The sequence below is a fragment of the Acinetobacter nosocomialis genome (assembly GCF_041021905.1).
Taxonomy (GTDB): domain Bacteria; phylum Pseudomonadota; class Gammaproteobacteria; order Pseudomonadales; family Moraxellaceae; genus Acinetobacter; species Acinetobacter nosocomialis.
Window position 1 is genome coordinate 2,951,493 of the sequence record NZ_CP157432.1, and the last position, 10,796, is coordinate 2,962,288.

16 protein-coding genes are annotated in these 10,796 nt (G+C 37.1%); 10 read left to right on the forward strand and 6 right to left on the reverse strand.

The window, feature by feature from the left end; translation table 11 throughout:
- Positions 1-76: 76 nt before the first annotated feature.
- Positions 77-826, reverse strand: coding sequence for an ornithine uptake porin CarO type 1 (gene carO, locus ABLC00_RS13765; protein WP_004885810.1), 750 nt, complete (start codon positions 824-826; stop codon positions 77-79).
- 285 nt (positions 827-1,111) lie between these two features.
- Between carO and dapD the strand changes: the two genes are divergently transcribed.
- From dapD to ABLC00_RS13805, 8 genes are all read left to right on the forward strand, one after another.
- Positions 1,112-1,933, forward strand: a complete 822-nt coding sequence (gene dapD / locus ABLC00_RS13770) for a 2,3,4,5-tetrahydropyridine-2,6-dicarboxylate N-succinyltransferase (protein ID WP_002052807.1) — start codon at positions 1,112-1,114, stop codon at positions 1,931-1,933.
- A 78-nt stretch (positions 1,934-2,011) separates the two neighbouring features.
- Positions 2,012-2,722, forward strand: a complete 711-nt coding sequence (queE, locus tag ABLC00_RS13775) for a 7-carboxy-7-deazaguanine synthase QueE (protein WP_004885803.1) — start codon at positions 2,012-2,014, stop codon at positions 2,720-2,722.
- 40 nt (positions 2,723-2,762) lie between these two features.
- Positions 2,763-3,434, forward strand: a complete 672-nt coding sequence (gene queC / locus ABLC00_RS13780; protein ID WP_001247780.1) for a 7-cyano-7-deazaguanine synthase QueC — start codon at positions 2,763-2,765, stop codon at positions 3,432-3,434.
- A gap of 13 nt (positions 3,435-3,447) precedes the next feature.
- Entirely contained in the window at positions 3,448-3,864 is a 417-nt protein-coding gene (locus ABLC00_RS13785) for a hypothetical protein (protein ID WP_002052853.1), read from the forward strand.
- A 91-nt stretch (positions 3,865-3,955) separates the two neighbouring features.
- Positions 3,956-4,642, forward strand: a complete 687-nt coding sequence (locus ABLC00_RS13790) for a diphthine--ammonia ligase (RefSeq protein WP_033846085.1) — start codon at positions 3,956-3,958, stop codon at positions 4,640-4,642.
- A gap of 17 nt (positions 4,643-4,659) precedes the next feature.
- A complete protein-coding gene (locus ABLC00_RS13795) occupies positions 4,660-5,121 on the forward strand; it encodes a peroxiredoxin (protein ID WP_033846087.1) in 462 nt (153 codons plus the stop codon).
- 121 nt (positions 5,122-5,242) lie between these two features.
- Positions 5,243-5,812 (forward strand): CAP domain-containing protein, encoded by a 570-nt coding sequence (locus ABLC00_RS13800; protein ID WP_033846088.1) that lies wholly within the window; start codon positions 5,243-5,245, stop codon positions 5,810-5,812.
- 11 nt (positions 5,813-5,823) lie between these two features.
- The gene (locus ABLC00_RS13805; RefSeq protein WP_002052476.1) at positions 5,824-6,186 is read left to right on the forward strand and encodes a glyoxalase superfamily protein; all 363 of its coding nucleotides are present in this window, start codon (positions 5,824-5,826) and stop codon (positions 6,184-6,186) included.
- Positions 6,187-6,197: 11 nt separating this feature from the next.
- On the opposite strand, the gene ABLC00_RS13810 is transcribed toward ABLC00_RS13805, so the two are convergent.
- Positions 6,198-6,773 carry a nicotinate-nicotinamide nucleotide adenylyltransferase gene (locus ABLC00_RS13810; protein ID WP_080775597.1) on the reverse strand — a complete coding sequence of 192 codons (576 nt, stop codon included), beginning with the start codon at positions 6,771-6,773 and terminating at the stop codon, positions 6,198-6,200.
- A 109-nt stretch (positions 6,774-6,882) separates the two neighbouring features.
- Here ABLC00_RS13810 and ABLC00_RS13815 point away from each other — a divergent pair, with 109 nt between their 5' ends.
- Positions 6,883-7,683 (forward strand): enoyl-CoA hydratase-related protein, encoded by an 801-nt coding sequence (locus tag ABLC00_RS13815; RefSeq protein WP_033846089.1) that lies wholly within the window; start codon positions 6,883-6,885, stop codon positions 7,681-7,683.
- On the opposite strand, the gene ABLC00_RS13820 is transcribed toward ABLC00_RS13815, so the two are convergent.
- Complete coding sequence (locus ABLC00_RS13820) at positions 7,680-7,997, reverse strand: hypothetical protein (RefSeq protein ID WP_002052616.1); 318 nt, start codon at positions 7,995-7,997, stop codon at positions 7,680-7,682. The genes ABLC00_RS13815 and ABLC00_RS13820 overlap by 4 nt on opposite strands.
- A gap of 68 nt (positions 7,998-8,065) precedes the next feature.
- Positions 8,066-8,191 (reverse strand): KGW motif small protein, encoded by a 126-nt coding sequence (locus ABLC00_RS13825; RefSeq protein ID WP_033846090.1) that lies wholly within the window; start codon positions 8,189-8,191, stop codon positions 8,066-8,068.
- 171 nt (positions 8,192-8,362) lie between these two features.
- On the opposite strand from ABLC00_RS13825, the gene ABLC00_RS13830 reads away from it, so the two are divergent.
- The gene (locus ABLC00_RS13830) at positions 8,363-8,956 is read left to right on the forward strand and encodes a hypothetical protein (protein ID WP_033846091.1); all 594 of its coding nucleotides are present in this window, start codon (positions 8,363-8,365) and stop codon (positions 8,954-8,956) included.
- Here the strand turns inward: ABLC00_RS13830 and ABLC00_RS13835 are convergent.
- Both ABLC00_RS13835 and ABLC00_RS13840 read right to left on the reverse strand, forming a co-directional pair.
- Positions 8,951-9,502 carry a hypothetical protein gene (locus ABLC00_RS13835; RefSeq protein WP_017398136.1) on the reverse strand — a complete coding sequence of 184 codons (552 nt, stop codon included), beginning with the start codon at positions 9,500-9,502 and terminating at the stop codon, positions 8,951-8,953. The two genes, ABLC00_RS13830 and ABLC00_RS13835, sit on opposite strands and share 6 nt — an antisense overlap.
- Before the next feature lie 46 nt (positions 9,503-9,548).
- Positions 9,549-10,763, reverse strand: a complete 1,215-nt coding sequence (locus ABLC00_RS13840) for a multidrug effflux MFS transporter (RefSeq protein ID WP_033846093.1) — start codon at positions 10,761-10,763, stop codon at positions 9,549-9,551.
- Positions 10,764-10,796 lie beyond the last annotated feature (33 nt).

Below are 10,796 nucleotides of genomic sequence, written 5' to 3' on the forward strand. Positions count from 1 at the left end.
AAAATAAAAGAGCTTTTTAGCTCTTTTATTTTTATCTATAAAAAAACGAGCCGAGGCTCGTTTTTTCTTTAGGATCTTACCAGTAGAAGTTCACACCAACTTTACCCACTGGTAACCATTTGTATTTGTCATCGTTACGGATTTTGTTTGCTTCTTTATCAACTGCATCTTGTGGAAGCGTAGTATTACCTGTTACAGGTGCAAGGTTATATTGCGTTAACTGAACTGTTGGATTACCAGTATAGTAAGCACCTACTTCACCGAATACGCCCCAGTTTTTATTGATTTTAGGTGCGAAACCCAAACCAACGTAAGGAGCAATATCATTATCATACTTCATTTTACCGCGAACACCGCCTTCCTGACCGGCAGCTGCTTGCTGATAAGTATTACCATCGATTGTTAATGTTCCACCATTACCAATACGTTTAGCAAGATCATAATCATTATCTAAGTAAGCAGCACCTGCAGCGATATATAAGCCTTGAGCCCAACGGTTAGTACTTGCACCCCAAGGACGAATCTCAGCATTTAAATAAACGTTGTTATTGTCCATATCTAAGTCGTACTTAGTGCCATTTACTGACACATCATCACGCCAAGAAATATCACCGCCGTTATAACCCAATGCTAAACCTACATATGGGTTTGCTTGCCATAATAAAGCACCACCGTAACCTGTAGTACCTACCTCAGCACGAACACCTACTGGAATTAATTGGTTTTTATCGAATGCATAACTGTCATGAACAACAGCTTCATCTGCCATTGCAGCACCAGCAGCAAGTAAAGCTGTAGTTGTCACTAAAACACGTAATACTTTCATCGTTTTCTCCTCAAGAAAAGGCTCTGTTTTTAATTTATTCAGCTTGTGACAAAAATTATATTCAAGAGCATAGATTCTTTTTTATACAAAAACTGCTAGATTTCTGTTATTTTTTGATACAAATTGAGTTAAATTTTTATTTTCAAATCATTTTTGTGTAAAAAACACTTGATTATCTAATAAGCTTTTCCACTTTAACTCTCGCTTTAAACGTAACACGTTTTTTCAAAGATTCTTGTCACAAATTAGTGTAAAATCTTTAAAATTTTTTATGGAAGGAAGATCATGTCTCAGCTTTCTACGATCATTGAGCAAGCATTTGAAGACCGCGCAAACTTTACTGCAGCAGATTGCTCAAGCGAAATTCGCCAAGCTGTTGAAGAAGCAATTGCTGGATTAGATAACGGTACACTTCGTGTTGCAGAGAAAATCAATGGTGAATGGGTTGTTCATCAATGGTTAAAAAAAGCTGTTTTATTATCATTTAAACTAAATGACAATAAACCAATCGAGTCATGTGATCTTCGTTTCTACGACAAAGTTGAAACTAAATTCTCTGGTTGGACTGAAGAGCAATTTAAAGCTGCTGGTGTTCGTGTTGTTCCTCCTGCTGTTGCTCGTCGTGGTAGCTTCCAAGCTAAAAATGTGGTGTTAATGCCATCTTATGTCAATATTGGTGCTTATGTAGATGAAGGTACAATGGTTGATACATGGGCAACTGTAGGTTCATGTGCTCAAATCGGTAAAAACGTTCACTTGTCTGGTGGTGTTGGTATCGGTGGTGTTTTAGAGCCATTACAAGCTAACCCAACTATTATTGAAGACAACTGCTTTATCGGTGCGCGTTCTGAAATCGTTGAAGGCGTTATTGTTGAAGAAGGTTCAGTCATTTCAATGGGCGTTTTCATTGGTCAATCAACCAAAATTTATGACCGTGAAACTGGCGAAATCCATTATGGCCGCGTTCCTGCTGGTTCAGTTGTTGTACCAGGTAACATCCCGTCTGCTGACGGTAAATACAGCTTATACGCTGCAATTATCGTGAAAAAAGTTGATGCGCAAACACGTGCAAAAACAAGTTTGAACGATTTGTTACGCGCTGACTAATTTCAGTTTGATCAAGCATCTCTACGGTCAACACTGATCGTAGAGATTTTATTTTTTATATAGTGTGGTATTTCTAGAATGGCTTCCTTACGTTCCTCTGCAATTCCTGTCTCTGACCCTGCGTCTGGTTTACGCATTACCGAGATTTTTTACTCGTTGCAGGGTGAAGCAAATGCCTCTGGTCTACCGACTGTATTTATTCGTCTCACAGGTTGCCCTTTACGTTGTAGTTATTGTGATACCACCTATTCTTTTGAAGGAGGTGAACGTTTATCACTAGAGCACATTATTGAAACGGCTGAAAAATATCAAACGCCTTATATTTGTGTAACTGGTGGCGAACCTTTAGCACAGCCAAATTGCTTAATTTTATTACAACGTTTATGCGATGCCGGTTTTGACGTTTCTTTGGAAACCAGTGGCGCGCTCGATGTGTCAAAAGTAGACCCACGTGTTTCTAAAGTTCTCGATTTAAAAACTCCAACTTCTGGTGAAGAACATCGTAATCTCATCAGCAATCTTGACTACCTAACTTCACATGACCAAATCAAATTTGTGATTTGTAATCGTGAAGACTATGAGTGGTCAAAACAACAAGTTGAACAATATCAACTGCAGAACAAAGTCAGTACCGTTTGGTTCTCCCCTGCCTTTGCAGTTGAAAAAGGTGCTGTTGGCCTACCACGTTTAGCACGTGATCTGGCACAGTGGATACTGGACGATAAACTGCCTGTTCGTTTCCAGCTACAGTTACATAAACTGCTCTGGAACGATGAATCAGGTCGTTAATCATTCAATAAAACAAATCATTCCGAATATGGAGAAAAATATGCGCCCTCGTGCCATTGTTTTACTTTCAGGCGGCTTAGACTCAACCACTTGCCTAGCTTGGGCACAAGCGCGCTATGAATGTATCGCTATTAGTTTTATGTATGGTCAACGCTCAACCACTGAACTTGATGCAGCAAAAGCATTAGCGCAGCGCGCAGGCGTTGAACATCGTGTTATTAATATCGATTTAGCCAATTTAGGTGGATCTGCACTTACAGACCATAACATTGCTGTACCAGAACAATTACAAGAAGGCATTCCTGTAACTTATGTACCAGCACGTAACACAATTTTCCTCTCTTATGCCTTAGCAGCAGCAGAAGTTTTCAATGCTGAAGCGATTGTTATTGGTATCAATGCTGTTGATTATTCAGGATATCCTGATTGTCGCCCAGAATTTATTGATGCTTTTGCCAATATGGCTCGTTTAGCAACTAAAGCTGGCGTTGAAGGAAAACCACTTAAATTTGAAACACCCCTGTTACATTTATCCAAAGCGAATATTATACGTTTAGGGATTGAACATGGCGTAGACTATAGTCAAACGGTATCTTGCTATCAAGCAGATGCTCAAGGACGTGCGTGTGGCAAGTGTGACAGTTGCCGTTTGCGTAAAGAAGGCTTTATCGATGCTGGTGTCACCGATCCAACACGCTATATACCGCAATAAGTAGGTAAAATTTATGAAGTTGTTAAAATCAAATCTTATTCTTTCATCTTTATTCTCAGCAGCTGCACTTATGGCTGGTTCAGTTCATGCAGCTGATAACCCAGTTCAAGCAGCATATAAAAGCACTAACGTTAAAGGTGCATTAATCAACGTTTGTAAAGACCAAACTGCAAAAGGCGGTAAATTAAGCTCAGCTGAAGTTAGCAAATTCTGTAGCTGCCAAGTGGAAGCACAAGGTAAAGTGACTGAAGCACAAAAATGGGAAATCCAAAGCGCAATCAATGCGAAGAAAAGCCCAAGCTCTTTAGCTTTTGTACAACAACAAAACCGTGATCTTAAAGCATGTTTCGGTCCGCAGTTAACAACTAAGCTTGAAAAATTAACTGAAGAAGCGATGAAAGCAGCTCAACAACAAGCTCCTAAAAAATAAGCTTTTGTTGCTCCAAATTAAGCCTGCATTTATGCAGGCTTTTTTTATAGCTCTGTTAAAATGACACTGACCTCATCATTCGAAATAAACCATGCAAGAACAATGGAAAACCAACGCACATAACAGACAGTCAATTGTCTCCTTTAGTGGAGGTAAAGACAGTTCTCTTGCACTGTATGATGCAATGCGAACTGGGAATGTAATTGGTTTAATCGTTATGCTGGAAGAACATGGCCAATGCTCCCGTTCCCATGCTATGCCACTTGATATTATTCAAGCACAAGCGAAAGCAATTGGCTTACCCGTGTTTATGGCTTCATCTAGCTGGAATGACTATGAAAGTAAATTCATTAACTTATTGAATGAAGCTAAACAAAAAGGTGCAGAAGTACTGGTTACAGGTGACTTAGATATGCCTGAACATGGCTGTTGGCATGATCGCGTCACTCAAATGGTTGGACTTAAACTAGGAATGCCACTTTGGCTACGCCCTCACCGTGAAGTTGTTGAAGAGTTTATTCAACTTGGATTTCAGAGCATCATTGTGACCGTAAACCTTAAACTCGGGATGAAGGTAGAAGATTTAGGTCAAATGTTATCGCTAGAGTATATACAGGAACTTGAAAACCGCGGAATTGATCCATGTGGTGAGGGCGGCGAATTCCATACCACTGTCATTGACGGCCCAATTTTTAACAAAGCTATTCCTGTAAGAAAACTCGATATTGTTTATCATGAAGAATATGCTTTTCTACCACTTGAATTAGATCGAATTTAACTTTTAAAGGATAAGAAATGTCTGAAAATATTCAACTACCAAATCAGGTTTTCCCAACTACACACGGCGAAGTGAATTTAGCTGAAGTCGACAATGAATGGCTGATTATTTACTTCTACCCTAAAGATTCAACTCCAGGCTGTACTACACAAGCTGTCGGTTTTTCTTGTTCAAAAGACCAGTTTGATGCTTTGGGTGCTCGTATTTTTGGAGTATCACGTGACTCAGTAAAAGCCCACCAAAACTTTACAGAAAAACAGGCACTGACCATTGATCTCATTAGTGATAAAGAAGAAGTGCTTTGTAATCACTTTGATGTCATTAAAGAAAAGAATATGTATGGAAAAAAAGTAATGGGTATTGAGCGCTCTACTTTTATTTTCCATAACAAAACTTTAGTTAAAAGCTATCGCAAAGTAAAAGCTGCTGGACATGCAGAACAAGTTTTAGAAGACTTAAAAGCATTACAAACGGCTTAATAAGCTTGAGCAACAAAAAAGCGGGTTTAAGACTCGCTTTTTTACATGTACAAAAATTACTCATATATTTTAATTTGGCGTATGATAAAAATATTAAAATAATTCGAACTCAAGCATTATTATGAATCTACTAAAAGTTTATACTTTATTGCCTTGTAGCCTTATTACTGCTGCGTGCTCAGTTAACTCATCAAGCATGCATCCTGCACTTAGCTCTTCTACTCCACAAGTTCAAAAATCATCTATAGAAATAAGCTGCCAAGATTTACAAAACCCTGCCTACCAAAAAGCTATTCTTAGTACAATCAATCAAATACGCCAGCAATCACGCCAATGTGGTCCGCAGTATTTTTCCGCAACCACGCCGCTGAGTTGGAATAATAATTTATATAAAGGCGCACTTTCTCATAGTGAAGATATGGCGGCACATAACTTTCTTGGGCATGTTGGCTCGACTGGCCTCGATCTAAAGTCACGACTAAAACTTTATAATTCACTTGGTAAAGCCAACGGTGAAAATGTCGCGAGCGGGCAGAAAACTTTAAATGAGGTAATGTCTAAATGGCTATCGAGTCCCCTACACTGTAGCAATTTAATGAATCCAAAATTCACAACTTATGCAATTGCTTGTGCTTCTGACCAAACTGCTAAACAAAAGAGCTATTGGACTCAACAATTTGGTACACGTTAAAAGGAAAAATGATGCAATCAGGTTCTATTACACCAATTTTAAGAATTTTTGATGTTGATTTAGCTCGATCATTTTACCTTGAGTTTTTAGGCTTTCAGCTCGATTGGCAACACCAGTTTGAAGACAACTTTCCACTGTATTTACAGATTTCCAAAGATGATTGCATCATTCATTTATCTGAACATTTTGGAGATGCAAGTCCGCACAGCGCAATCCGTATTTATTGGGAACATATTTATGAGTTACATAGTGAACTCAGTCAAAAAGATTATAAATTTTCTAAACCTCAGGTTGAAAAAACAGATTGGGAAACGCTGGAACTCAGTATTACCGATCCTTTTTCCAACCGAATTATCTTTTGGGCCGATGCTTAATCTATATTTAATTACTCAATTTCATCTAAGTTAGAGCGGTCATCTTGCTCAAAACGTTGTTGAAGTTGTTGGTAAGTACGTGTTTTTTTAAATTCATCTAAAAATTGAATAGTTCCAACAGGAAAAAATTCCGTTTGGATTTCACCACGATAATACGCCTCACGCATTGGTGTTGCTGAAATAGAGTCTTTTAAACTATCCAGCTCCACCATTACCCATTCTGGAAATAATCTTAAATAATAAGATGACTCATCTTTAAAGTGGCCAATTAAACCAACTTTTGAGTTCGGCTCTATCACGCCATTTACCAGTGATTTGACTTGTTTTACCCACTTCTCATCATTATAAACATCAACAACATGCACAAATTGAATACGCTTTTGCTCATCTAATGAAAAATTAGATAAAATCATTTGCTCTCGTTCAATCGCGAGAAAAGGATTTTTAATATTACGTTCCATTTGGGCGGAACCTAATGCCAAAATCACATAACGGCTTTGTTGTAGCGCGATTTCGATCGTTTGCATATGTGCTAAATGAAATGGCTGAAAACGACCTATAAAAACGAGATAATCAAATGTATACATAATGAGTTTTTCACTTTTTATGAACTCACCAGTTACGCTTATTACAAAAAATATGCGCCATAATGAGAACCTAAAAATCAACAACGTGGTTTAAAGCAAGGATAGTACGATGACACTTAGCTGTATTCAACAACCTCATCAACATTTACAAGCAAATTTAGAAGGTGGCGTACTCACCTTAGCCATAAATCGCCCAGAAGCAAAAAATGCATTATATGGCGAACTTTATTTATGGATTGCCAAAGCACTTGATGAAGCTGACCAAAATAAAGATGTACGAGTAGTCGTTCTACGTGGTGCCGAACATGACTTTACCGCTGGTAATGACATGAAAGACTTTATGGGTTTTGTACAAAATCCGAATGCTGGCCCAGCAGGTCAAGTTCCTCCATTTGTACTCCTTAAATCTGCTGCCAGACTATCAAAGCCGCTTATTATTGCAGTAAAAGGCGTAGCAATTGGTATTGGCGTTACGATTTTATTACAGGCAGACCTCGTTTTTGCCGACAATACGGCCCTCTTCCAAATTCCTTTTGTTAGCCTTGGGCTTTCTCCTGAAGGTGGCGCAAGTCAATTATTGGTTAAACAAGCCGGTTATCACAAAGCAGCTGAACTACTGTTTACTGCGAAAAAGATCAATGCAGAAACTGCTCTACAAGCTGGCTTAGTGAATGAAATCGTCGAAGATACTTATGCAACTGCTCAGGTAACTGCTCAACACTTAACAGCTTTACCACTTGCTTCATTAAAACAAACCAAAGCCTTAATGAAACATGATTTAGATCAGATTATTGAATGTATTGACCATGAAGCAGAAATCTTTATGCAACGCGTTCAATCTCCAGAAATGCTAGAAGCTGTGCAGGCATTTATGCAAAAACGTAAACCGGACTTTTCACAATTTAATTAAAAATCAACTTCTATGATTTGAATAAACTCAAAGGCAGGCTCTTCGTAAGGATGGCTTGCCTTTAATGCTTTTGCTACTGCATTTGCCTTTTCTTCAAGCACAATCGTTTCAACACGCCATTCGTCAACTTGCTCAAGTTCACCTAGCTCTCCAATATAAGGATCAGCTCCTTTAACTGGCTTGAATTGCCCTATTCCTTTAACTTGCCAAGCACATTGTTCATAGTTCCCTATCCCACCTGCTCCGGCCGCAAATATGGACTGTTTAGTCGACTCAAGATGTGACTCAGGTACGTAATAAATCAGCTTTAACATGAATAGAATGACTCAAAATTAGTAAATTTGCTTTAAATCATACCCTTTAAGAAGAGCCCGAATCAAAGTCAGCTCATCATTAATAAATAATTTGCTGCAATAAAAAGTACTTGTATGGCAAGCGCCAAACCAAATAAGCGCAAACCTTTATCTCTTGTGTACATCGTTCTTATATGATTTTTGTTTTTCATCATTTTGATCTCCGATTTTTATCGTTGTTACAGAGAAAGCAAAAATTGAACCAACTTCCTTAAAGTATAATTTAATATAAATTTCCCTTATCCATCGAAATATTTTTCTTATTAAATTGTTTTTTGTGTAACTTATCAAATAACATGTTAACAAATATTTAGGCTAAAAAGAAAATGACTAATTCATTCATAAATCAATGGAAGTTTTTTTATCCCAATAAACTTCCAATTTCACATTATTTTCGACAATATTTTTCACAATTTTGGTTCCGAATTCATAGCCTTCCAGAATCAAAAAGATATGCAGATACACCTGCAGAATATGAATTATTATTAAATCGTCATAATCAAATTATTGATGACTGTTTCGATTCTAATGCTTCTATTTTTATTGTTACCGGTCATTATTTCAGCCAAAGCGATAATAATAAAATATATGATCCAACTTTAAGGCTCAAATACGAATTTCATCCAGAAAAAGAAATAAATCTAACACAAGCTAATCCCGAATATTATGATGATGACGAAGAAGATCATTTCTATAGACCGTACTCCATCAATGAAATTTGGAAAAAAAATCAACACAATGATTTATTAAAAAAGATCGCCAACGATGAGGTTCGAGCCTTTATGATTTCTTTTGAGCAAAATATAATTATTGCTCCATATGATGGTGGCATTGATCTTATCATCTTTAATGACGCCAAAAGGAATGAGTTAATAAATAAGTATCAAGATTGGCTTTCACCACGAGCTGATGGATTATAGAACTTTAGGAATATTAAATAACACATCTGTAATCTCTAAAGATTTTGGAGATAGATTTAATGAGAAATTATAATTCCCTATGAGTGGATGATCTTCTATTGGTAATGAATCTATATAATTTCTTTGCTTTATCCAATGAGTATGAGCCACACAATATCCATCATTGTATCTTGAAAAAGTTCTTGTATATGAATCAACAAGAATTACTCTAACCTGGAAATAATCACCATATAAAGTACCTGCTGATATTTTATGATCTTTATCAAATGCAATTTTTATGACGGCCTCAATCAAATCCTCTCTTTTTTTCTTATGAATTGCTAAATAATCATCTAGATAGCTCGAGAATTTATTATTTACTTGCTTCAAAAATTCATCATTTATGAAAGAGTTACGATTTAATAGATCAAATGTTAAGGAAAACTCACCTAGTGAAAAACAATGTGTATACAAAACACCGATTGCCCAAAAACCCTCACAATCATGATAACGATTAACAAACTTATCTAGTAATACAGTTGCTGTATCTAATAATCTTTTCTTCATTTATCTAAAGACAATAATATAGAAATAAAACTTTTATCATAATTAATCAAAGATTTGCATTATCTACAATCTTTAACTGCCTCTTCTCATATACGGTCATCATAAATGCTAAACCACATAAAATGACAAAACCGCAAGTCATTGGAATTAATGTGCCGTTATATAATTGCCCAATAATAGCGGCAAGAATAAGTGACAAAACGGAGGACGCTGCACCAATAATAGCCGATGCCATGCCGGCAACATGCCCCATTGGCTCCATTGCAATCGCATTTAAATTACCAAATAGAGTTCCAAATAATAAGAACAGAATGCAGGCATAAAGCATGAACATCCAAAATGCTACAGTCACACCTATAAGTTGAATCCCTAAGAAAATGACTGAAATTAAGCAAAGACCGAGAAATCCATAAATACAGATTGGACGCATACCAAATTTCATGACAATTTTAGAATTGGTAAATGAAGCAATGCCCATTACACCAGCAAGCACAGCAAAATAAGCACTAAATTCTTGCCCAGTTTTACCAAACTGCTGCATAAAAATTTGCTGAGAAGTTCCTAAGTAACCAATAAATCCACCAAAACAAAAGCCCGCACATAGCAAATAGCTCATGGTGGTTTTATTACTCACTACTTCTTTAAAGCCCTCTTGAAATGCTTGTAAACGCATAGGTAAACGGTTTTCAGGAAGTAGTGTCTCTTCTAATCGTAGAGCGACCCATGCCCCAACGACTAGTGCATACGCCATGTATAAAACAAAAATATCACGCCAACCAAAGAAATGAATAATAAGCTGCCCCAGACTTGGTGCAATCGCAGGTGCAACCATAAAGACCATCATGATTAAAGACATGATACGGGCCATTTGAGCACCGCTGTATTTATCTCTAACAATTGAAATAGAAGCAACATAAGGCCCAGAAACCCCAATACCTTGAATGAAGCGTCCTACTAAAAACCATTCAAAACTTTGTGTGGTAAAGCACAATAAACTTCCCAAAAAGTAAATGATGATACCGGTAAATAAAATGCGCTTACGGCCGATTGCATCGGATAGCGGTCCCGCTATAAGCTGACCTATTGTCATACCGGAAAAAATACCAATGATGACCCACTGTGTCTGATTATTATTTTTTAAGTCAAAAACTCGTCCAATCTCACCTAAGGCAGGTAAAACTGCATCTATCGAAAAAGAAACAATAGACATGAGTAATGCCATCAGAAGTGCAAACTCACGGAAATGGATTTTTGAATTCATTTTTCTTCTCTACTATTTATTTTATTCACATTG

Bases quoted from the DNA above. Each gene is read 5' to 3' on its own strand.
- carO (WP_004885810.1), bottom strand. From the start codon at position 826: ATGAAAGTATTACGTGTTTTAGTGACAACTACAGCTTTACTTGCTGCT.
- dapD (WP_002052807.1), top strand. From the start codon at position 1,112: ATGTCTCAGCTTTCTACGATCATTGAGCAAGCATTTGAAGACCGCGCA.
- queE (WP_004885803.1), top strand. From the start codon at position 2,012: ATGGCTTCCTTACGTTCCTCTGCAATTCCTGTCTCTGACCCTGCGTCT.
- queC (WP_001247780.1), top strand. From the start codon at position 2,763: ATGCGCCCTCGTGCCATTGTTTTACTTTCAGGCGGCTTAGACTCAACC.
- ABLC00_RS13785 (WP_002052853.1), top strand. From the start codon at position 3,448: ATGAAGTTGTTAAAATCAAATCTTATTCTTTCATCTTTATTCTCAGCA.
- ABLC00_RS13790 (WP_033846085.1), top strand. From the start codon at position 3,956: ATGCAAGAACAATGGAAAACCAACGCACATAACAGACAGTCAATTGTC.
- ABLC00_RS13795 (WP_033846087.1), top strand. From the start codon at position 4,660: ATGTCTGAAAATATTCAACTACCAAATCAGGTTTTCCCAACTACACAC.
- ABLC00_RS13800 (WP_033846088.1), top strand. From the start codon at position 5,243: ATGAATCTACTAAAAGTTTATACTTTATTGCCTTGTAGCCTTATTACT.
- ABLC00_RS13805 (WP_002052476.1), top strand. From the start codon at position 5,824: ATGCAATCAGGTTCTATTACACCAATTTTAAGAATTTTTGATGTTGAT.
- ABLC00_RS13810 (WP_080775597.1), bottom strand. From the start codon at position 6,773: ATGTATACATTTGATTATCTCGTTTTTATAGGTCGTTTTCAGCCATTT.
- ABLC00_RS13815 (WP_033846089.1), top strand. From the start codon at position 6,883: ATGACACTTAGCTGTATTCAACAACCTCATCAACATTTACAAGCAAAT.
- ABLC00_RS13820 (WP_002052616.1), bottom strand. From the start codon at position 7,997: ATGTTAAAGCTGATTTATTACGTACCTGAGTCACATCTTGAGTCGACT.
- ABLC00_RS13825 (WP_033846090.1), bottom strand. From the start codon at position 8,191: ATGATGAAAAACAAAAATCATATAAGAACGATGTACACAAGAGATAAA.
- ABLC00_RS13830 (WP_033846091.1), top strand. From the start codon at position 8,363: ATGACTAATTCATTCATAAATCAATGGAAGTTTTTTTATCCCAATAAA.
- ABLC00_RS13835 (WP_017398136.1), bottom strand. From the start codon at position 9,502: ATGAAGAAAAGATTATTAGATACAGCAACTGTATTACTAGATAAGTTT.
- ABLC00_RS13840 (WP_033846093.1), bottom strand. From the start codon at position 10,763: ATGAATTCAAAAATCCATTTCCGTGAGTTTGCACTTCTGATGGCATTA.